This is a genomic window from Streptomyces sp. NPDC005302 (assembly GCF_040607345.1).
Taxonomy (GTDB): domain Bacteria; phylum Actinomycetota; class Actinomycetes; order Streptomycetales; family Streptomycetaceae; genus Streptomyces.
Window position 1 is genome coordinate 88,868 of the sequence record NZ_JBEXGN010000007.1, and the last position, 18,684, is coordinate 107,551.

Below are 18,684 nucleotides of genomic sequence, written 5' to 3' on the forward strand. Positions count from 1 at the left end.
TCCCGCTGTGCTGTGTTGCCGTCAGTGCTGGTGTGTTGCCGGTGGTGCTGTCGTGCCCGGTCGGGCGGTGTCACTGGCTCCCGCAGGCGGACACGGTCGTCGCGTCCAGCCAGGGCAGGTCGTGTCCCATCCGGTCCCGCTTGGTGCGCAGGTAGCGCAGGTTGTGCTCGCCGGCCTGGACGGGCATCGGCTCGCGGCCGGAGACCCGCAGGCCGTGTCCGACGAGCGCCTCGGTCTTGTCGGGGTTGTTGGTCATCAGGCGCAGGCTGCGCACGCCGAGGTCCTCCAGGATCTGCGCGCTCGCCCCGTAGTCCCGGGCGTCGGCGGGCAGGCCCAGTTCCAGGTTGGCGTCCAGGGTGTCCCGGCCGCGCTCCTGGAGTTCGTAGGCGCGGAGCTTGGAGAGCAGTCCGATGCCGCGCCCCTCGTGGCCGCGCAGGTAGACGACGATGCCGCGGCCCTCGGTCTGGATGCGTTCCATGGACGTCTCGAGCTGGGGTCCGCAGTCGCAGCGCTGCGAGTGGAAGACGTCACCGGTGAGGCACTCGGAGTGGACGCGGACCAGGACGTCCTCGCCGTCACCGATCTCGCCGTGGACGAGGGCGACGTGTTCGACGCCGTCCGCGGTCGAGCGGTAGCCGTACGCGGTGAACTCGCCGAAGGCGGTGGGCAGGTGGACCTCGGCCTCGCGGCGGACGGAGGGTGCGGCGAGCGGCGCCCCGTGGGCGGCGGACGGCGCGCTCTCGGCGGCGCGGCGGTAGGCGATCAGGTCCTCGATGGAGATGATCGTCAGGCCGTGCTTGCGGGCGAAGGGGATCAGTTCGGGCAGCCGGAGCATCCGGCCGTCCTCGCCGGCGATCTCGACGATCGCCCCCGCCGGGCGCAGGCCGGCGAGCCGGGCCAGGTCGACGGCCGCTTCGGTGTGGCCGTTGCGGGCGAGGACGCCGCCGGGCCGTGCGCGGAGCGGGAAGATGTGGCCGGGGCGCACGAAGTCGTCGGCTCCCGACGTGCCGTCCGCGAGGAGCCGCAGGGTGGCGGCGCGGTCGGACGCGGAGATGCCGGTGGTCACGCCGTGCGCGGCGGACGCGTCCACCGACACCGTGAACGCCGTCTTCATCGACTCGGTGTTGTCGTCGACCATCTGCGGCAGCCGCAGCCGGTCGAGTTCGTCGCCCTCCATGGGGGCGCAGATCAGCCCGCGGCACTCGCTCATCATGAAGGCGACGATCTCTGGGGTGGCCTTCTCGGCGGCGATGACGAGGTCGCCCTCGTTCTCCCGGTCCTCGTCGTCGACGACCACGACGGGGCGGCCCGCGGCGATGTCCGCGACGGCCTGCTCGACGGGGTCGAGCGCGAAGTCCGAGGCGTCTTGATCGTGCCCGGTGCTGTACCAAACCGGCGTCGTTGTCATGCCGGGGCTCCTTCCAGGACGGGCTGCCCGGCCTTGCGGGAACGCAGCCACCAGTCGCGCAGGCCCCACAGGACGAGCGCGCCGTACAGGACGTAGACGAAACCGGAGAAGGCGTAGCCGTTGGCGAAGTTCAGGGGGACTCCCACCAGGTCGACCAGCAGCCAGGCGAACCAGAACTCGACCATGCCGCGGGCCTGCGCGTACATGGCGACGATCGTGCCGACGAAGATGTAGGCGTCCGGCCAGGGGTCCCAGGACAGCGTCGGGTACGCGTGGAACAGGGCGCCGACCGCGAGCGTGCCGACCGCCGCGGCGCCCACCATGTACCCGCGCTCGCGCCAGGTGGCGAACCGTACGGAGACGCGTCCGTCCTTGCCCTCGTCGCGGTTCCACCGCCACCAGCCCCACAGGGCGACGACCATGACCACGACCTGCTTGCCGGCGCTGCCGGTGAGGTGGCCGAAGAAGGCCGCGAAGAGGACGACGCCGGAAAGGAACTGGACCGGCCAGCTCCAGATGGAGCGCCGCCAGCCGAGCGCGAGGGCGAGCAGGCCGATCACGTTGCCGATCATGTCCGACCACTTGATGTGCTGGTCGAACAGGACGAAGGCCTCGGAGTTGAGCCAGTTCACTGTCCGGCCCCCTGGACGCCGGGCAGACCGGCCGGCTGCTCGCCACGGGCGCCGAGCAGCCGCTCGACGTACTTGGCGATGACGTCGACCTCGAGGTTGACCGGGTCGCCGGGCTGCTTGTGGCCGAGCGTGGTCAGGTCGAGGGTGGTGGGGATGAGGCTGACGGTGAAGAAGTCGGGGCCCGCGTCGACGACGGTCAGGCTGATGCCGTCGACCGTGACGGAGCCCTTCTCGACCACGTAGCGGGAGAGGTCCGCGGGCAGCGAGACCTTCACGATCTCCCAGTTCTCGGACGGCTTGCGCTCGAGGACGGTGCCGGTGCCGTCGACGTGTCCCTGCACGATGTGGCCGCCGAGGCGGTCGCCCACGGCCATGGGCCGTTCGAGGTTGACGCGCGAGCCGACGGCGAGTGCGCCGAGGCTGGAACGGCTGAGGGTCTCCGCCATGACGTCGGCGGTGAACTCGTCGCCCTCGTGCTCGACGACGGTGAGACAGACGCCGTTGACGGCGATGGAGTCCCCGTGCTGTGCGCCCTGCGTGACGACGGGGCCACGCAGACGGAAACGTGAGGCGTCGTCGAGGGTCTCGACGGCGGTGACTTCACCCAGCTCTTCGACGATTCCGGTGAACACTTCCCGGGTCCTCCTGCCTCATGGGGCACGGACTCCGGGGCCTGTCGATGACGACAGAACGAACGGACGACGGCACATCGGAAGCGACGCCGAAAGGGACACTCGTCCCGAAGGACGAGCAGCTACAAACGGCAGCGCGCACGAAGGCCCGCCCGCCGCGCACTGCCTCCCATCCGGACTTTAACCGTCGGTCCAGGAATTTCACCTGGTCAACCGGCCGCTGGAAGCGACCGGGTCGCGGACTGTAACCGCCGGTTCGGAATTACACCGACCCCGGAGTGCGCTGCTTCTGGTACACGGCCAGTGTGCCACGCCCGCTCGGCGACCATGCGGGCGATCCTCTGTGGGGTGGCTCACAGGAGGCCGCCATGGACTTCTGCGCGACCGCTTCTCCAGCCGGTCTCCGGTCAACCTCCGCCAGGGCGGCGGCCCTTGGGCGCGTGGCACACACACGCCGTATTGGTCCATACCTATTGACGCTATGGTCTAGTCCTCTTAGTGTCCTCGACGAAGACTGCGTGATCAACCAGCGCCGGTCCCCCCACGATCGACCCGGCGGCGGTGACGAAGGCCCTTGCCCCGCCGCCGGGTCTCCTCAACCGGCACCGGTGGACGCGGGCATCCCCGCCCCTCTCCCCCGCCCCCTCCGCCGCGGCCCGGCCTCTGCGAGGCTGACGGCGTGACCACGAGCCCCGCCGACGAGTTCGAGACCCACCGCCCCCGGCTTTTCGGGCTCGCCTACCGTCTGCTCGGGTCCGCCGCCGACGCGGAGGACGCCGTGCAGGACGCCTATCTGCGCTTCAGCGGGGCCGACCGGCCGGAAATCGGCCGGCCGGGCGCCTGGCTCGCCAAGGTCGTCACCAACCTCTGCCTCAACGGGCTCACCTCCGCCCGCGCACGCCGTGAGCGGTACCCGGGCCCCTGGCTGCCGGAGCCGGTCGTCACCACGGACGGCACGCTCGGCCCGCTGGAGTCGGCGGAGCAGCGGGACGCCGTGTCGCTGGCCCTGCTGGTCCTGCTGGAACGGCTCACCCCGGCCGAACGGGCGGTCTACGTGCTCCGCGAGGCGTTCGCGTACGGCCACCGGGACATCGCCGGGGTCCTGGAGCTGAGCGAGGCCAACTGCCGTCAGCTGTACGGGCGGGCGGTCCGGCGGATCGCCGCGCCACAGGCCCGCTTCGAGGCCTCTCCGGAGCGGCAGGCCGAACTGGTCGCCTCCTTCCTCACCGCCGCCCGGGAGGGCGACCTCGCGGGCCTGGAACGGCTGTTCGCCGCCGATGTCACCTGGTGGTCCGACGGCGGAGGCAAGGTCTCCGCCGCGCGGCGGCCCGTCGAGGGGCGCGACAAGGTGCTGCGCCTCCTGGCGGGCGTTCTCGGCCGGTCCGCGGCGGACGGCATCCGCCTGTCGGTCGCCGAGGTCAACGGCCGCGCGGGCCTGATCGCGTGCGGGCCCGAGGGCGCGGACGAGGGCTCCGCGGCCGGCGCTGTCATCGGTGTGGTCGCGTTCGAGGTACGCGACGGGGTGTTCACGGGGGTGCGGACCGTTCTGAACCCCGACAAACTGGAGTTCGTGGGCCGCCAGTCGGCGCGCATTCCGGACGGCTCCTGACCCTTCTCGCTGCCGCCTTCCCGTCGGCCCGGGCCGGTCGGGCGGCGCCACGAGCCGGCCCCGCGGCCCTGCGCGGCGAGGCCGGGGACGGTTCGGTGTCACATTCGGGGCGGGCTGTCCGGTCTCAGCTGCCGAGGAGGCTCCGCACGGGAGCGTCCCACGCCGAAAGGGGCTGAACTGCATGACGACGATCCTGGTGACCGGCGGGACCGGAACCCTCGGCCGGCTCGTCTGCGAGCGGCTGCGGGCGAACGGCCACGAGGTACGGGTGCTCAGCCGGCACTCGGAGCCGTACGCCGTCGATCTGCGCGAGGGAGGCGCCGAGCTGGACGCGGCGGTCTCCGGGGTGGACGCGATCGTGCACTGCGCGTCGAGCCCCAAGGGCGGCGACGAACAGGCGGCCGGGCATCTCGTCGCGGCGGCGCGGCGGGCCGCCGTCCCCCATCTGCTCTACATCTCGATCGTCGGCGTCGACGCCGTACCGATGGGCTACTACAAGACCAAGTTCGCGGTCGAGCGGCTGATCGAGGGGTCGGGGCTCGGGTGGACCGTCCTGCGGACCACGCAGTTCCACGAACTGGTCGACCAGGTCCTCACCGGACTCGCCAAGCCGCCGCTGCTGTTCCTCCCGGCCGGCGCGTCCGACCAGCCGATCGAGGTCGCCGAGGTCGCCGACCGGCTGGCGGAGCTGGCTGCCGGGGCGCCCGCGGGCCGGGTCGCGGACATGGGCGGGCCCGAGGTGCGGACGTTCCGGTCGCTGGCCGCCGCCCACCTGCGCGCCACCGGGAAACGGCGCCCCGTCATCGACGTACGGCTCTGGGGCGGCACCTACCGCGCCTTCCGGGACGGCCACCACCTCACCCCGGAACTCGCCGTGGGCAAGGGGACGTTCGAGGACTTCCTGAGGGTGCGGTACCCGGCGCCCCGGTGATCCCGGGCCGCCCTACCGCCCCGGAGGCGGTGCGAACAGCTCGTCCTGGGCACCGTCGCGGGCGGTCAGCAGGGCGCCGCGCAGCACCGCGCGGCCGCCCAGGGTGCTCGCGCGCACCTCGGTCGGCAGCGGCGACATCCGGACGAGCCGCCGCTCGACGCGCTCGGCGAGAACGGACCCGCCGGCCTGGCCGACCTCGCCGCCGAGGACCACGCAGCCGGGGTCCAGGACGGCGATGACGGAGGCGGCGCCGATGGCGAGGCGGTCGGCGAGCGCGTCGAGGAAGGCCGTCGCCGCCGGGGAGTCGGGACCGGCGGCCACGGCCCGGCGTACGAGCGCGGCGGCGTGCGGTTCGTGTCCTGCGGGCTCCGCCGCGACACCGAGTCGCGCCGCGAGGGCGGCGACCGCGGCGGCCCCGGCGAGGGAGTGGAAGCCGCCCTCGCAGTCGATCGCCGAGGGGAGGGTCGTGGTGCCCGGGACGGGCAGGAAGCCGATCTCGCCGGTGCCTCCGGAGGCGCCGCGGCGCAGGGCGCCGTCGAGGACGACGGCGGCGCCGGTGCCGTGGCCGAGCCACAGGAGGACGAAGGTGGCGCGGTCGCGTGCGACGCCGTCGCGCTGCTCGGCCAGGGCGGCGAGGTTGGTCTCGTTCTCGACGAGGAGACGGGCCTCGGGCAGCCGTTCCTGGAGGGCGGCGACCAGGCTGCGATGCCATGCGGGCAGGCCCGAGGAGTCGCGGAGTTCGCCGGTGGCGGGGTCGATCAGTCCTGGCGCGCCGATGCCGACGGTGTGCAGCCGGCCCCACCCCCTGACGAGTCCGGGCGGGGGTGCGGCGCCCAGGGCTCCCGCCTCCTTCGCCGCCCGTTCGACCAGCGCGACGGCCTGTTCCACCGCCGGGCCGGTCCCCGTGTCGCCGCCGATCGGCACGGACGCCTCGGCCAGGACCTCGCCGAGGAGGTCGGCGACGACCACGGAGACACCCTCGGTGCGGATGTCCAGCGCGGCCAGGTGCGCGCGGTCCGCGACGATCCCGTAGACCCGGGCGTTCGGACCGCGCCGCTGCTCCCCCGACTCCCCGACGACCGTGATGAGCCCGGAGTCCGTGAGGCGTTCGACGAGGTCGGCGACGGTGGGCCGGGACAGTCCGGTCAACTGTTTCAACCGGCTTGCCGTCAAAGGGCCTTCCTGCTGCAACAGCCGCAGGGCGAGCCGGTCGTTGATGGCCCGGGCGGTGCTCGGGGATGCGGGCATGCCGGGAATCCTCCCAGATCGGCGGGACCGCCCCGTCCGGGGCGGCGAACAATCGTCTATCTATCAGGCAGGGTTCCTGATAGTTTACGGCGGCAGAGCGGGGAAGCGTGACCCGGGGAGGGGCCCGAGCATGAGTGAAGTGCTGTACGACCGGCGCACGGTGAAGCGCGCGCGGTACGCCGTCGCGGCCGTGTTCGCCGTACACGGAGCCGTCACCGGATCGTTCGCGACCCGCGTGCCGTGGATCCAGGACCATGCCTCCGTCAGTGCGGGACAGCTGGGGTTCGCCCTCGCGTTCACGGCACTCGGCGCCTCCTGCTCGATGCCGCTGGCCGGACGGATCACCCATCGCTTCGGCAGCCGTACGGCGCTGCGCGGTCTGCTGGCCCTGTGGACGCTGGCGCTCATCCTCCCGTCCGTCGCGCCGAGCCTGCTCACCCTGTGTCTCGCGATGTTCGTGTACGGGGCGACGGCGGGCATGGCGGACGTCGCCATGAACGCGCTGGGGGTCGAGGTCGAACAACGGCTCGACAAGTCGATCATGTCGGGGCTGCACGGGATGTGGAGCGCCGGCGCCCTGATCGGCTCGGCGGCCGGCACGCTCGCCGCCCATCTGGGCTCGGACGCGCGGGTGCACCACGCGCTGGCCGCGGCGACCCTCACGGTCCTCGGTCTGGTCGCCTGCCGCTGGGTGCTCGACCTGCAGCCCACCGAGGACGAGGAGCCGCCCCCACGGTTCGCGCTGCCGCCGCGGTCGGCGCTGCTGATCGGCGCGGTCGGCTTCTGCGCGGTGTTCGCGGAGGGCGCGAGCCTCGACTGGTCGGCGGTCTATCTGCGCGACCGGATGGACAGTTCGGCCGGACTCGCTGCCGCGACGACGACCGGCTTCATGCTGACCATGGCGGTGGCCCGGCTGGTCGGCGACACCGTGGTGAACCGCTTCGGGGCCGTGCGCACCGTGCGGGCGGGCGGGGTCCTCGCCGCACTGGGCGGCGTACTGATCGTCGTCGCGGACAGTCCGGCGCCGGCGATGGGCGGCTTCGCGCTGCTCGGCCTCGGCATCGCGGTCGTCGTCCCGCTCTGCTTCGCGGCGGCCGGACACAGCGGCCCCAACCCGAGTCAGGCCATCGCGGGCGTCGCGACCATCACGTACACCTCGGGCCTCGTCGCGCCGAGCCTGATCGGCTCGGTGGCGCAGGCGACGAGCCTGGTCGTGTCGTTCACCCTGGTCACCGTGCTGGTGTGCGGGCTCACCGTGCTCGCCGGGGTGCTGCGCGCGGGCGAGCGCGACCGACCGAAGGTCAGTCCGCCGACCGCAGCAGTTCCCGGCCCGCGCTCCTGAAGGACGCGCTCCACGGCGTGGGGCGCAGCGTCGTCGCGTCCAGCCGGACGAGGACGCGGGTGCCGTGGGCGTAGGTCACCGCGCCGTCGGCGGAGCAGAAGCGGAAGCCGTACGTGAGTCCGGTGGTACCGAGGCGTTCCAGCCACAGGTGGACGGCGTACCCGCCGGGGCGGCTGACCGGGGCCTCGTAGGTGATCCGCAGTTCCTTGACCGCGTTGCAGGCGTCGCCCGCCGCTTCCCAGTCGCCGTCGAAGCCGAAGCCACGCTCGCTCCAGAGCACGGTCCAGGCACGCTCGACCATGACCGGGTAGCGGGCGTTGTGCAGCAGGCCGAGCGCATCGAGATCGTCGAAGTGCACGGTGACGGGCAGCAGCCGGCCATGGGTGAGGACGGGTGCGGCGGGGGCTTCGGCGGTCACGGGCGGGACTCTCCTGGATGTGCTGCGCGCTGCGTGCGGACGGGGCGGCCCGAGGGGGTGCCGTACGGAGCGGCCCTGGTCCGGTCCGTACGACATCCTCCGGCGGGAAACATGCCCTCATCCTAAGCAAACGCTCAGGGGTGCCGTCCGGGCGGGATCAGCCCGCGATCGAGTCGAGCTGCTCGGCGGCCGGGCGCAGGGCCCACAGGTCGCCGCCCGGCGGGGTTTCGAGCCGCGGGACGGCCGCCCGGGCCGCCCGGTCCCCCGCGTCGGCGGCCGCGTGCACCACGTCGCTCGCCGCGAACCGGTGGAACTCCAGCTCGGGATGCGGCCACGGCTCGGTGCCGGTCGCGGCGGGCAGCAGGTAGTCCACGGCCTTGAACAGGCTCTGCCCGTCCGGTCCCCGGTACGACCAGAGGTCCACGCCGACGTGCCGGCCGATGGCCGCGAGCCGGGTGTATGCCACCAGGTCGAACGTCGAGTAGTGCCAGCTGCGGGTGCGGGCGAGCTCCTGGGGCTGGCTGCCGTCGGCGGCGATCTGCGGGGCGATCCGCAGGGTGCGCGCGGCGAGCACGGTCCGCCGCGCGAGGTCCGTGTCGCCGGTGGCGTACGCGAGGGCGGCGAGCTGCATGTCGTAGAAGGTGCCGTGGTTGTTCTGGGCGGCGCCCTCCTCCTTGCCGAAGGCGCCGTCCGCCAGCCAGTCGCGGAAGGCGGTGTTCCAGTCGAGCATCGCCGCGCGGTCGCGCCGGGACCAGCCCGGGGCGCCGGTGTCCAGCAGGGCGATCGCGTCGAGGACGCTGGTGTAGGACTGCGAGAAGTCGATGATGCCGATCGCGCGGCCGTCGTACTTGCAGGGGATGAACTGGCCGTGGTCCAGGTTCGGGTTCATCCGGGTCGCCGGGTCGAGGAACCAGGTGCGCAGGACCTGGGACGCCTTCTCCGCGTACTGCCGCCGTCCCGTGTAGTACCAGGCGAGCGCGAGGTCGTACGTGGAGTCGAAGACCTTCTCGACGTCCTGGCGGTCGGTGCCGGTGTCGACCTCGGGGTTGCGCTGCCCGTCGCGCTGGACGTACGGGCAGCCCCACGGGTTGTCGGCGGTGGCCGGCTGCGAGGGCCACCAGTACGGGGCCTGGCTCAGGTAGTCGTGGGGGTCGCCGCCGGGCGCGGGCTTCGGCTTGTCGACGACCGTCCAGGGCCCCTGGTCCAACCAGGTGTCGGCGCGCGCGGTCAAGTCCCGCAGCGAGCGGCCGAGTTGCCGGTCGCCGTGGTCGAGGCGGATGCGGGTCTCCTGGAGCCGGTGACCGTCGAGGACGGCGGTTCTCGGTACGGCGGGCACGGCGCGGGCCGGCACGGCGTGCGCGGGCGGCGAGGGAGCGGCGGACGCCGAGGGGACGACGACGGAGGCGAACGCGACGGCGGCGGCCGCGACCAGGCCCAGCCGGGAACGTGCACTCACGGAACACTCCGATCAGACATATGAACGACGTTCATGAGTAGGACCGTGCGAGCGTAGGGCCGCTGGTTACCCCTGACAATGGTCCGGACAGATTCACGTACAGAGAAAGCGAACCCTCACCATGGACCTCGGCGTGCGCTGGAAACTGCACGGCGACGGGCGGACCCCCGCCCCCGGAGCGGTCGTCCGCCCCGATGAACGCCTCTCCTGGCCCCGGACGTTGGGGCTCGGCGCCCAGCACGTGGTGGCCATGTTCGGGGCGTCGTTCGTGGCACCCGTCCTGATGGGACTCGACCCGAACCTCGCGATCATGATGTCCGGCGTGGCGACGGTCATCTTCCTGCTCGCCACCCGCGGCCGGGTGCCCAGCTACCTGGGCTGCTCGCTCTCCTTCGTGGGAGTCGCCGCCGTGATCCGCGCGCAGGGCGGCACCAGCGCGACGGTGACCGGCGCGGTCTTCGTGGTCGGGGTCGCCCTGTTCCTGGTGGGACTCGCGGTGCAGCGCTTCGGAGCGCGGATCATCCACGCCGCGATGCCGCCGATCGTGACCGGCGCGGTCGTCATGCTGATCGGCTTCAACCTGGCACCCGTGACCGCGTCCACCTACTGGCCGCAGGACCAGTGGACGGCCCTGCTCACCATGCTGCTCACCGGCGCGGCCGTCGTGTGCCTGCGCGGCTTCTGGTCACGCATCGCCATCTTCCTCGGCCTCGTCTTCGGCTACGTGATCTCCTGGGTCTTCGACCGGATCTTCGGCCGCATCCACTCGGTGGACGCGAGCGGCAAGGTCACCGACCACTGGCGCCTCGACCTCTCCGCCGTCGGCAACGCCGACTGGATCGGGCTCCCGACGTTCCACGGGCCGTCGTTCCAGTGGTCGGCGATCCTGGTGGCCCTCCCGGTCGTCATCGCGCTCGTCGCGGAGAACGCCGGGCACGTCAAGGCGGTCGGCGAGATGACCGGCGACCCGCTGGACGACAAGCTGGGCACCGCGATCTCCGCGGACGGCGTCGCCTCGATGCTGTCCACCGCGGTCGGCGGCCCGCCCAACACCACGTACTCCGAGAACATCGGCGTGATGGCGGCGACCCGCGTCTACTCCACGGCCGCCTACTGGGCCGCCGCCGGTTTCGCGCTGCTCTTCGGTCTGTGCCCCAAGTTCGGCGCGGTGGTCGCGGCGATCCCGGGCGGTGTCCTCGGCGGCATCACCGTCATCCTGTACGGCATGATCGGGCTGCTCGGCGCCCAGATCTGGCTCAACGCCCGGGTGGACCTGCGCAATCCGCTGAACCTGGTGCCGGCCGCGGCGGGCATCATCATCGGGATCGGCGGGGTGAGCCTGAAGTTCACCGACAACTTCTCGCTGAACGGCATCGCCCTCGGCACCATCGTCGTCATCACCGGCTACCACGCGCTGCGGGCGATGGCACCGGCCCACCTCAAGGGGCAGCAGCCGCTGCTCGACTCGGGCACGTCCTCGTACGACGAGCCGGGCGATCAGCGCGCCAACTCGTAGGCGTACTCGGGCGAGAAGGTCCCGGGGGATCCCTTGCAGCCGTCCGACTCGCCGGGCAGCTTCACCCACAGATAGGCGTCGATCCCGGCCACCCCGGTGGCGAGGGTCGGCGCCTGTCCGATCCTGCGGCCCGACGGATCGCACCACTCTCCGTCGGCCGGGGCGCCGTTGCCGTTGCGGCTGGTGTCGATGACGGCGCCGAGCCCGGGCGGCCCGCCGAGCGCGGACAGCACGCTGCGGGCGTAGGCGGTCTCGTCGCTGGTCCGGTTGAAGTTGGACACGTTGGTGAAGACGCCGTCGGAGGAGGCGGCCGAGGCGGCGCCCGCGAGCGCGAGCAGTTCGGCCTGCCGGGCGGCGGGATTCCAGTCGGAGTGACCGGCGTCGTAGTAGACCCGGGCCCGGGGGTCCGCCGCCTTCAGGACCCGGCCCGCGCGGGCGAGCGAGGCGAAACGGCCGGCCCGCTGGTCCGCGGTGAGGCAGTCGGTCTGGGCGATCGAGTCGGGCTCCAGGACCACGACGACCTCGCCGGAGCCGAGCCCCGCCGCGAAGTCGTCGATCCAGGCGTCGTACGCGGCGAGGTCGGGCGCCCCGCCCTCCGAGGCGCCGCCGCAGTCGCGCTGCGGCACGGCGTACGGCACGACGACGGGGACCCGGCCGTCCGCGACGGCCGCCGACGTCACCGCCCTGACCCGCGCGGTGACGGTGGACGGTGTGAAGTCCGCGAACCACACCGCGGCCGGCCGGTCCGCGATCCTGGACTCGATCACCGCGCGCCGCGCGTCGCCCGGATGGGCGTCGACCCACTCCTGGACCTGCGAGTCGGGATGGCTGTAGAGGCGGGCCGGAGCGGCCACGGTCCGGGGCCCGCTCGCACTCGCCGAGGGGCGCGCCACGTGCTTCTTCACGGAGGGCGAGGGGGACGGAGTCGGCCGGCCCGGGGAGGACGTCGGCACGCCGGGCAGCGGACGGAGACTCGGCGCCCCGGTCGGCGGCGGCTTCGCCTCGTCGGAGGCGCGGCCGTCGCCCAGCGCGGACACCATCGCCGTCACCGTCGCGATCGCCACCACGGCCGAGGCCGCGGCGACCATGAAACCCCGTCCGGCGGACCGCCTGCGCTCCGCCCGGCGCTCGGACAGCCGCTGGGCACGTAAGCCTGGCACGTGCTGTTCCCCCCACTGCGCCCCGGACGCGTTCCCCCGTTCTGGGGAAGCCTCCGGCCCGGTGGCACCGCGGCCACCCTAGGACTGGGACGCTGCCCCCATGGCCCAGTCGGCACACCTCACCACTCCCGTAGACGCGGTCGTCGCGCGGATGCGGCTCCTGGACGCGACGCTGCCGGAGCGGGACGGTGTCGCGGTCTTCAACCGTGTCTACCTCACCGTCACCGAGGAGTTCGACCGGCGCCTGGACTCCGGGTTCTTCCCGGACCGCCGGGCCGCGACCGCCTTGGACGTGCGGTTCGCGGAGCGCTATCTGGCGGTGGCCGAGGAGGGCCGGGCACCCGCCTGCTGGCGCCCGTTGCTCCAGTTCCGCCGCCACCCGGGAGTACGTCCGCTGCAGTTCGCGGTGGCGGGCATCAACGCGCACATCGGGCACGACCTCGCGCTCGCCCTCGTGGACACCTGCCGTACGCTCGGCTGCGAACCGGCCGATCTGGAGGACGAGTTCGACCGCGTGGGCGACCTCCTCGTCTCACTGGAGGAGCACATCCGCGAGGATCTGATGCCGGGCCCGGACCTGCTCCAGATCGCCGATCCGCTCACCCATCTGCTCGGCTCCTGGAGCCTGGAGCGGGCCCGCGAGGCGACCTGGTCCGCGGCCCGGGCCCTGTGGGCGCTGCGCGGACTGCCCGATCTGGCCGAGGAGTTCGCCGAACGCCTCGACGCCCTGGTCGGCCTGGCCGGCCGGATGCTGCTCACTCCCCTGCCGGACTGATCCGGCCACGCCCCGCGGCCCGCACCGAAACTCACGGGCACCCGCTGTACGTTGACCGGTCGGCACCCCCGGCACGAAGGAGCGAACAGGCATGGCGACGCGACTCGGTCTGGCCCTCCCCCAGATGAGGCAGTACGACATCGGACGGGACGTGCCCGACGTGGCGCGCGCCGCCGAGACGATCGGCTACGACAGTCTGTGGGTCTTCGAGCGTGCCCTGTTCCCGGAACCCGCCACCCAGGGCCTCTACGGCATCGAGGGGCTGCCCTGGCCGGACACCTACCGCGGGGTCGCCGACCCGCTGGTGACCCTGGCGCTCGCGGCCGCGGTCACCGGGCGCGCCCGGCTCGGCACCAGCGTTCTGGTCGCCCCGCTGCACCTGCCCTTCCAGCTCGCCAAGTCCCTCGCGACGCTCGACGCGGCGAGCGGCGGCCGGGTCGTCGCGGGACTGGGCACGGGCTGGTCGCACGACGAGTACGCGGCGGCGTCCCCGCGGCCCTTCGAGGAGCGCGGCCGGGTCCTCGACGAGGTGATCGAGGTGTGCCGTGCCGTCTGGGGCCCCGACCCGGTGGTCTACGACGGCGACCTCACCCGGATCGCGTCGGCCGTGGTCGGGCCCAAGCCCGTCCGGCCGATCCCCGTCCTGCTGGCCGCCGGCACCGCCAGGGCGCGGCGCCGGCTCGTGGACCACGCCGACGGATGGATGCCGATCGGCATGGGCGTGGACCAACTGGCGGCGCAGTGGCGTGCGTTGCGGGATCTGGCCGATGAGCGTGGCCGCACCGAGCCGATCCGGACGGTCCTGCGGACGAACGTGCGCTACACGGCGAAGGGGTACGAGGGCGAGGACCGGCGGCCCTTCCACGGCGGGGTGGACCAGATCGTGGAGGATCTCGTCGCACACGCCGCGATCGGCCTGGACGAGATCTTCCTCGACCTGCAGAGCACGGTCCGGGACGCCGAGGAACTCAAGGACGTGGCCGCCGCGATGTACGAGGCGGCGCGGGCGGCCGGCGTCTGAGCCGCCCGTCCCCGGGCCTCGGTCCCCTGCTCTCCTCAGTCCTCGGGGAGTTCGACCGGCGCGATCTCGTCGTAGACGTCGCCGGGCCCGGGGTTGGTCGGGTCGGTCGTGCCGCCGAGCTGGTGCATGACGCCCCAGACCGCGTTCAGCGCGGTCTGGACGGCGCCCTCGGCCCAGCCGGCCGTCCAGGAGATGTCGTCGCCGGCGAGGAAGATGCCCCGCTTGTCCTCGGGCAGGCCGTCCTGCATGAAGTGCGTGAACAGGCGGCGCTGGTAGCGGTAGTGGCCCGGCAGGTTGGCCTTGAACGCGCCCATGAAGTAGGGCTCGTTCTCCCAGGACACGGTCACCGGGTTGCCGATGATGTGCTTGCGGATGTCGACCTTCGGATAGATCTCGCCGAGCGACTTCAGCATGACCTCCATGCGCTCGCTCGCGGACAGCGGCAGCCACTTCAGGCTGTCGTCGCACCACGTGTACGAGAGGCAGATGACGGCGGGCTTGTCCGGGCCCTCGTCCAGGAGGTAGGTCCCGCGCGTCATACGGTCGGTGAGCGTCATCGACATGACGTCACGGCCGGTCTCCTCGTCCTTGTCCAGCCAGAACGGCCGGTCGACGGGGACGAAGAGCTTGCTGGACTCCATGTAGTGGGTGCGCTCCATCGCCGTCCAGTGGTCGATGGGGAAGAGCGCGTCGTCGCAGTCGATCTTCGACAGCAGCAGCCAGGACTGCGCGGTGAAGATCGCCGCCTTGAAGGTGCGGATGTCGCCGTTCGCGTCCGTCACGGTGATCCGGTTGCCGGACGTCCGGTTCAGCCGGGTCACGGCCGGGCGCGGGGTGCCGTCGTGCAGCGACGACAGCGAGGTGCCGTAACCCCAGTGCACGATCTTCTGCGGCTCGCGCTCCCACAGCCGCAGCGGGAGCTGCTGGGAGCCGCCGACGATGCCGCGGTGGTGGTCGTCGGCCTCGGTGTAGACGACGCGCAGGATCTCCAGGATGGAGTTCGGGAAGTCGGTGTCCCAGCCGCCGGTGCCGAAGCCGACCTGCCCGAAGATCTCCCGGTGCCGGAAGGACTTGAAGGACTCCGAGTCGCAGAGGAAGCCGTAGAAGGTCTGGTTGTCGAGCTTCTCGACGAGCTTCGCCCAGATCTCCCGGATGCGCGGCACGTCGCGCTCCCGCATGGCCTGGTTCATGTCGGAGAAGTCGGCGCCGTCCTCGAGGCACGCGTTCCAGGCGTTCATCACGTCGCGGTAGACCTGCGGCAGGTCGTCGACCGAGGTCGCGTAGTGGGACTCGCCCTTGAGGTCGACGACCGTCGAGGGCGTGGACTCCGCGAGCGGGTTGGGGAACGGCCGGGTCTTGAGGTCCACCAGGTCGATGTAGTGCTGCAGCGCGGTGGACGAGGGCGGGAAGCGCATCGCGCCCATCTCGGCGGTCAGCGACGGGTCGCAGCCCTCGAAACCGACGGTGCGCAGCCGCCCGCCGATCTCGTCGGCCTCGTACACGACGGGCTTGAGGCCCATCTTCATCAGCTCGTACGCGGCCACGATGCCGGAGAGTCCGCCGCCGATGACGGCGACCTCGGTGCCGTGCTCGGTCGCGGGTATCTGGCCGAGGCCCGCGGGGTGCTCGAGGAAGTCGTCGTAGGCGTAGGGGAAGTCCGGGCCGAACATGGTGATCGGCGGCTGCTGCACGTCGGCGTGCTGGACGGCGTTGGGCACGGTGGACGTCATGGGGTACGGACTCCTTGCGCGAAAACTGGTGAGGGGAGGGCTGGTTCGGCCGGGCCGGATCGGGGGGTCCGGGCGGGCGGGGTCAGACGAGGGACCCGTAGAGGCCGGGGCGGCGGTCCTGCAGGTACGGGTTCGTCTCGCGTGAGGCCGCGAGCAGGACGGGGTCGGCGTCGGCCAGGACCAGTTCCTCGCCGCGGCCGGCGCGGGCCCGGGCGACTCCGTCGGGGCCTGCCAGCGTGGAGAGCCCGACGAACTCGAACTCCCCTTCCGCGCCGGTGCGGTTGACGTACGCGACGTACATCTGGTTCTCGAAGGCGCGCACCGGGACGACGGACTCGGCGACGAACTGGAAGGGGTGCATCTGCGCGGTCGGGACGAGCAGCAGGTCGGTGCCGGCGAGGGCGTGCGCGCGCACGTTCTCCGGGAACTCGACGTCGTAGCAGATCATGAGGCCGACCCGGAGGCCGTTCAGCTCCGCCTGCACGACGGGCCGGTCGCCGGGGGTGAAGTGGTCGCGCTCGAAGCAGCCGAAGAGGTGGGTCTTGCGGTAGTTCGCGAGCCGGTTCCCGTCGGCGGAGATCAGCTGGACGGAGTTGTACACGTCCGCCGTGCCGCCGTCGGCCGGGGCGTCCTCGCCGTGCCCCCGCTCGGGGTAGCCGTAGGCGACGGCCACGCCGTGCCGGCCGGCGATCTCGGCGACCGCGTCGGCCGAGTCGCCGTCGGCGGGCTCGGCGAGGCGGCCGATGTCGTCCCCGATGGCGTAGCCGGTGAGGAACATCTCGGCGGTCACGAGGAGCCCTGCGCCCGCTGCGGCGGCGCGGCCCGCGGCGTCATCGAGCACCTTGAGGTTCTCGGCGATCGAGCCGGGGCGGCCGGAGCTCTGGAGCAGGGCTGTGCGCATGCGTGATCTCCACCGGTACGGAGGGTTTGGGGGGCCTGTTAGACGGTACGGTCGGCGGCCTCGACCGGACAAGAAGGACCCGTTGCGCGCCACCGAACGAATCGTTGCGTGCGCCGGGCCCCCGGCGGCGATTCGTTGCGCGCCCGCCCCGGGGCCCCGATTCCCCTGGAGAACACGGGGAGACGCAGGTCACAGGCGGGTCCCCGCGTCGCGGAACGATGACGGGCGGCCCCCTTCGCACGACGCGTGGGCCGCCGGACGGCGCCGGGGCCCGCCGCGCCACTACCGGCCGGGCGCCGCGCGGGCCGCTCGGACCTTCGCGCGTCCTCTCCCGTCACTCCGCGCGGGGCACCTCGAAGACGGTGAGGACCGCCGCGTGGTCGGAGGGCCAGTCGTTGTCCGCCACGTCGGGCCAGGAGCGCGGGGTGCCGGTGACGACGGTGCGGGAGTCGAGGGCGGTCAGCCCGCGGTGCAGGACGAAGTCGATGCGGTCCTGGGGTTCGGGGCGCCCGCTGCCGTCCTCGTGGTCGGCATGGACCGGCGACCAGGTGTGTCCCGGGTCCCGCACCGGGTCGGGGTGGATCTCGCGGTAGGAGTCGCGCAGGCCCGCCTCCTCGGCCGCCTTCGTCACCGGCCATTCGACGTCCGGCCGGTCCAGGTGCGAGGGCGCGTTGAAGTCCCCGACGAGGACGACCGGCGTGGCCGCCTCGGCGGAGTCGGCGATCATCCGCAGGATCTCCCGCATCTGGGCGAGCCGGCCGCTCTCGTGCGCGACCAGGTCGGCCGCCGGGAGTCCGTCGAAGAGGGCCTCGTAGGGGCCGTACGGCGTGTAGTCGAGGTGGGCGCTCCAGACGTCCACCCGTCGGCCGCCGGCCAGCTCGACACGGACGCCGGTGCCGCCGTAGAAGCCGACGTCGGGGTCGCCGAGCCGGGCGGTGATCGGGTGACGGCTGATGACGCCGAGGTTGTCGCCCGCCCGGTGGTGGTGCCAGCCGAGGGCCTCGGCGAGTTCCCGTGCCGCGTCCCCGTAGGTCTCCTGGAGGCCGACCACGTCCGCGCCCGTCTCGGCGATGACCTTGAGCTGCTTCTCGCGGTGGTCGTCGACCTTGGTGCCGCCGCACCAGAGGTTCCAGCTCAGCACCCGCAGTTCGGCCGGGGCGACCATGGCGCGCAGCAGGGCGGGGGACACCTCCTCCAGGCTGCCGAGCACGGTGCGTCCGGCGGCGGGACCGATCGGCGCGAGCGAGGGCACCGCGAGGACGGCGCAGCCCGCGGACTCGGCGGAGGTGACGCCGGTCTGGGTGTCCTCGACGGCGACGCAGGCGGCGGGTTCGACGCCGAGGGCACGGCAGGCGGCGAGGTAGGGGTCGGGGGCCGGCTTGGTGCGTTCGGTGTCGTCGGCGGTGACGGAGACGGCGAAGCGCTCGGCGCCCAGCGCCGCCAGCACGGTGTCGGCGACCGCGCGCGGGGAGGCGGTGACGAGAGCGGTGGGGACGCCTTCGCGGGCGAGCGCGTCGAGCAGCTCGGTCGCCCCGGGGCGGGGCACGATGCCGGTACGGACCCGGTCCGCGAACTCGCGGTGCAGTTCGGCGGCGATCGTCTCCGCCGGGGAGGCGGTGATGCCGGCCAGCCAGGAGGCGGTGTGCTCGACGGGCCGTCCGAGCACCTCGGGCTGGTCGGCCCCCGTGAGCGCGTGTCCGAGCCCGTCGGCCACCTGTTCCACCGCCTCCCACCACAGTCGCTCGGTGTCCACGAGCGTGCCGTCCATGTCGAACAGGACGGCCTGGAGCGGGAGTCGGTCGGTGGTGCGGTGGCTCACGGTGGTCTCTTTCGTCGGTGCGGATGTGGGGGGGGACGAGCGGGGTCGGGGAGGGCATCCCCTACCGCCCGGTGGGGAAGCCGCCC

At 72.7% G+C, this 18,684-nt stretch carries 16 protein-coding genes and 1 riboswitch; of the genes, 6 read left to right on the forward strand and 10 right to left on the reverse strand.

Annotated features, from left to right (window positions below):
- Nucleotides 1-70: 70 nt before the first annotated feature.
- From ABZT74_RS12830 to ABZT74_RS12840, 3 genes are read right to left on the reverse strand one after another with little or no spacing between them, the layout of a single operon-like run.
- Nucleotides 71-1,408, reverse strand: coding sequence for a bifunctional 3,4-dihydroxy-2-butanone-4-phosphate synthase/GTP cyclohydrolase II (locus ABZT74_RS12830; protein WP_356173166.1), 1,338 nt, complete (start codon nucleotides 1,406-1,408; stop codon nucleotides 71-73).
- The gene (locus ABZT74_RS12835) at nucleotides 1,405-2,040 is read right to left on the reverse strand and encodes a nicotinamide mononucleotide transporter family protein (protein WP_355866250.1); all 636 of its coding nucleotides are present in this window, start codon (nucleotides 2,038-2,040) and stop codon (nucleotides 1,405-1,407) included. Before ABZT74_RS12835 ends, ABZT74_RS12830 begins: the two co-directional genes overlap by 4 nt.
- Nucleotides 2,037-2,672 carry a riboflavin synthase gene (locus ABZT74_RS12840; protein ID WP_081223302.1) on the reverse strand — a complete coding sequence of 212 codons (636 nt, stop codon included), beginning with the start codon at nucleotides 2,670-2,672 and terminating at the stop codon, nucleotides 2,037-2,039. The genes ABZT74_RS12835 and ABZT74_RS12840 overlap by 4 nt, the downstream gene beginning before the upstream one ends.
- A 155-nt stretch (nucleotides 2,673-2,827) precedes the next feature.
- Nucleotides 2,828-2,958, reverse strand: a riboswitch (FMN riboswitch).
- 393 nt (nucleotides 2,959-3,351) lie between these two features.
- On the opposite strand from ABZT74_RS12840, the gene sigJ reads away from it, so the two are divergent.
- Both sigJ and ABZT74_RS12850 read left to right on the forward strand, forming a co-directional pair.
- On the forward strand, nucleotides 3,352-4,281 hold the full coding sequence (sigJ, locus tag ABZT74_RS12845) for an RNA polymerase sigma factor SigJ (RefSeq protein ID WP_356434593.1): 930 nt from the start codon (nucleotides 3,352-3,354) through the stop codon (nucleotides 4,279-4,281).
- 181 nt (nucleotides 4,282-4,462) lie between these two features.
- Nucleotides 4,463-5,212 (forward strand): SDR family oxidoreductase, encoded by a 750-nt coding sequence (locus tag ABZT74_RS12850; protein WP_355866241.1) that lies wholly within the window; start codon nucleotides 4,463-4,465, stop codon nucleotides 5,210-5,212.
- A 12-nt stretch (nucleotides 5,213-5,224) separates the two neighbouring features.
- Here ABZT74_RS12850 and ABZT74_RS12855 read toward each other — a convergent pair whose 3' ends face one another.
- Nucleotides 5,225-6,460, reverse strand: a complete 1,236-nt coding sequence (locus tag ABZT74_RS12855; RefSeq protein ID WP_356434595.1) for an ROK family transcriptional regulator — start codon at nucleotides 6,458-6,460, stop codon at nucleotides 5,225-5,227.
- 130 nt (nucleotides 6,461-6,590) lie between these two features.
- On the opposite strand from ABZT74_RS12855, the gene ABZT74_RS12860 reads away from it, so the two are divergent.
- On the forward strand, nucleotides 6,591-7,802 hold the full coding sequence (locus ABZT74_RS12860) for an MFS transporter (RefSeq protein WP_355866235.1): 1,212 nt from the start codon (nucleotides 6,591-6,593) through the stop codon (nucleotides 7,800-7,802).
- On the opposite strand, the gene ABZT74_RS12865 is transcribed toward ABZT74_RS12860, so the two are convergent.
- Nucleotides 7,762-8,220, reverse strand: coding sequence for an acyl-CoA thioesterase (locus ABZT74_RS12865; protein WP_356434597.1), 459 nt, complete (start codon nucleotides 8,218-8,220; stop codon nucleotides 7,762-7,764). The genes ABZT74_RS12860 and ABZT74_RS12865 overlap by 41 nt on opposite strands.
- A gap of 157 nt (nucleotides 8,221-8,377) precedes the next feature.
- A complete protein-coding gene (locus tag ABZT74_RS12870; protein WP_356434599.1) occupies nucleotides 8,378-9,676 on the reverse strand; it encodes an alginate lyase family protein in 1,299 nt (432 codons plus the stop codon).
- Between the two features lie 121 nt (nucleotides 9,677-9,797).
- Here ABZT74_RS12870 and ABZT74_RS12875 point away from each other — a divergent pair, with 121 nt between their 5' ends.
- Nucleotides 9,798-11,192, forward strand: a complete 1,395-nt coding sequence (locus ABZT74_RS12875) for a solute carrier family 23 protein (RefSeq protein ID WP_356434602.1) — start codon at nucleotides 9,798-9,800, stop codon at nucleotides 11,190-11,192.
- On the opposite strand, the gene ABZT74_RS12880 is transcribed toward ABZT74_RS12875, so the two are convergent.
- Nucleotides 11,174-12,280, reverse strand: coding sequence for a glycoside hydrolase family 6 protein (locus tag ABZT74_RS12880; RefSeq protein WP_356434863.1), 1,107 nt, complete (start codon nucleotides 12,278-12,280; stop codon nucleotides 11,174-11,176). The two genes, ABZT74_RS12875 and ABZT74_RS12880, sit on opposite strands and share 19 nt — an antisense overlap.
- A 172-nt stretch (nucleotides 12,281-12,452) precedes the next feature.
- Between ABZT74_RS12880 and ABZT74_RS12885 the strand changes: the two genes are divergently transcribed.
- On the forward strand, nucleotides 12,453-13,127 hold the full coding sequence (locus ABZT74_RS12885; RefSeq protein ID WP_355866223.1) for a DUF5995 family protein: 675 nt from the start codon (nucleotides 12,453-12,455) through the stop codon (nucleotides 13,125-13,127).
- Between the two features lie 91 nt (nucleotides 13,128-13,218).
- A complete protein-coding gene (locus ABZT74_RS12890) occupies nucleotides 13,219-14,148 on the forward strand; it encodes an LLM class F420-dependent oxidoreductase (RefSeq protein ID WP_356434605.1) in 930 nt (309 codons plus the stop codon).
- Nucleotides 14,149-14,183: 35 nt separating this feature from the next.
- Here the strand turns inward: ABZT74_RS12890 and ABZT74_RS12895 are convergent, their stop codons facing one another.
- The 3 genes from ABZT74_RS12895 to ABZT74_RS12905 form a co-directional block, all read right to left on the reverse strand.
- Nucleotides 14,184-15,878: an NAD(P)/FAD-dependent oxidoreductase gene (locus tag ABZT74_RS12895; protein WP_356173143.1), complete on the reverse strand. Its 1,695-nt coding sequence runs from the start codon at nucleotides 15,876-15,878 to the stop codon at nucleotides 14,184-14,186.
- 82 nt (nucleotides 15,879-15,960) lie between these two features.
- Entirely contained in the window at nucleotides 15,961-16,779 is an 819-nt protein-coding gene (locus tag ABZT74_RS12900; RefSeq protein ID WP_355866214.1) for a carbon-nitrogen hydrolase family protein, read from the reverse strand.
- Between the two features lie 334 nt (nucleotides 16,780-17,113).
- On the reverse strand, nucleotides 17,114-18,598 hold the full coding sequence (locus ABZT74_RS12905) for an HAD-IA family hydrolase (protein WP_356434608.1): 1,485 nt from the start codon (nucleotides 18,596-18,598) through the stop codon (nucleotides 17,114-17,116).
- Nucleotides 18,599-18,684 lie beyond the last annotated feature (86 nt).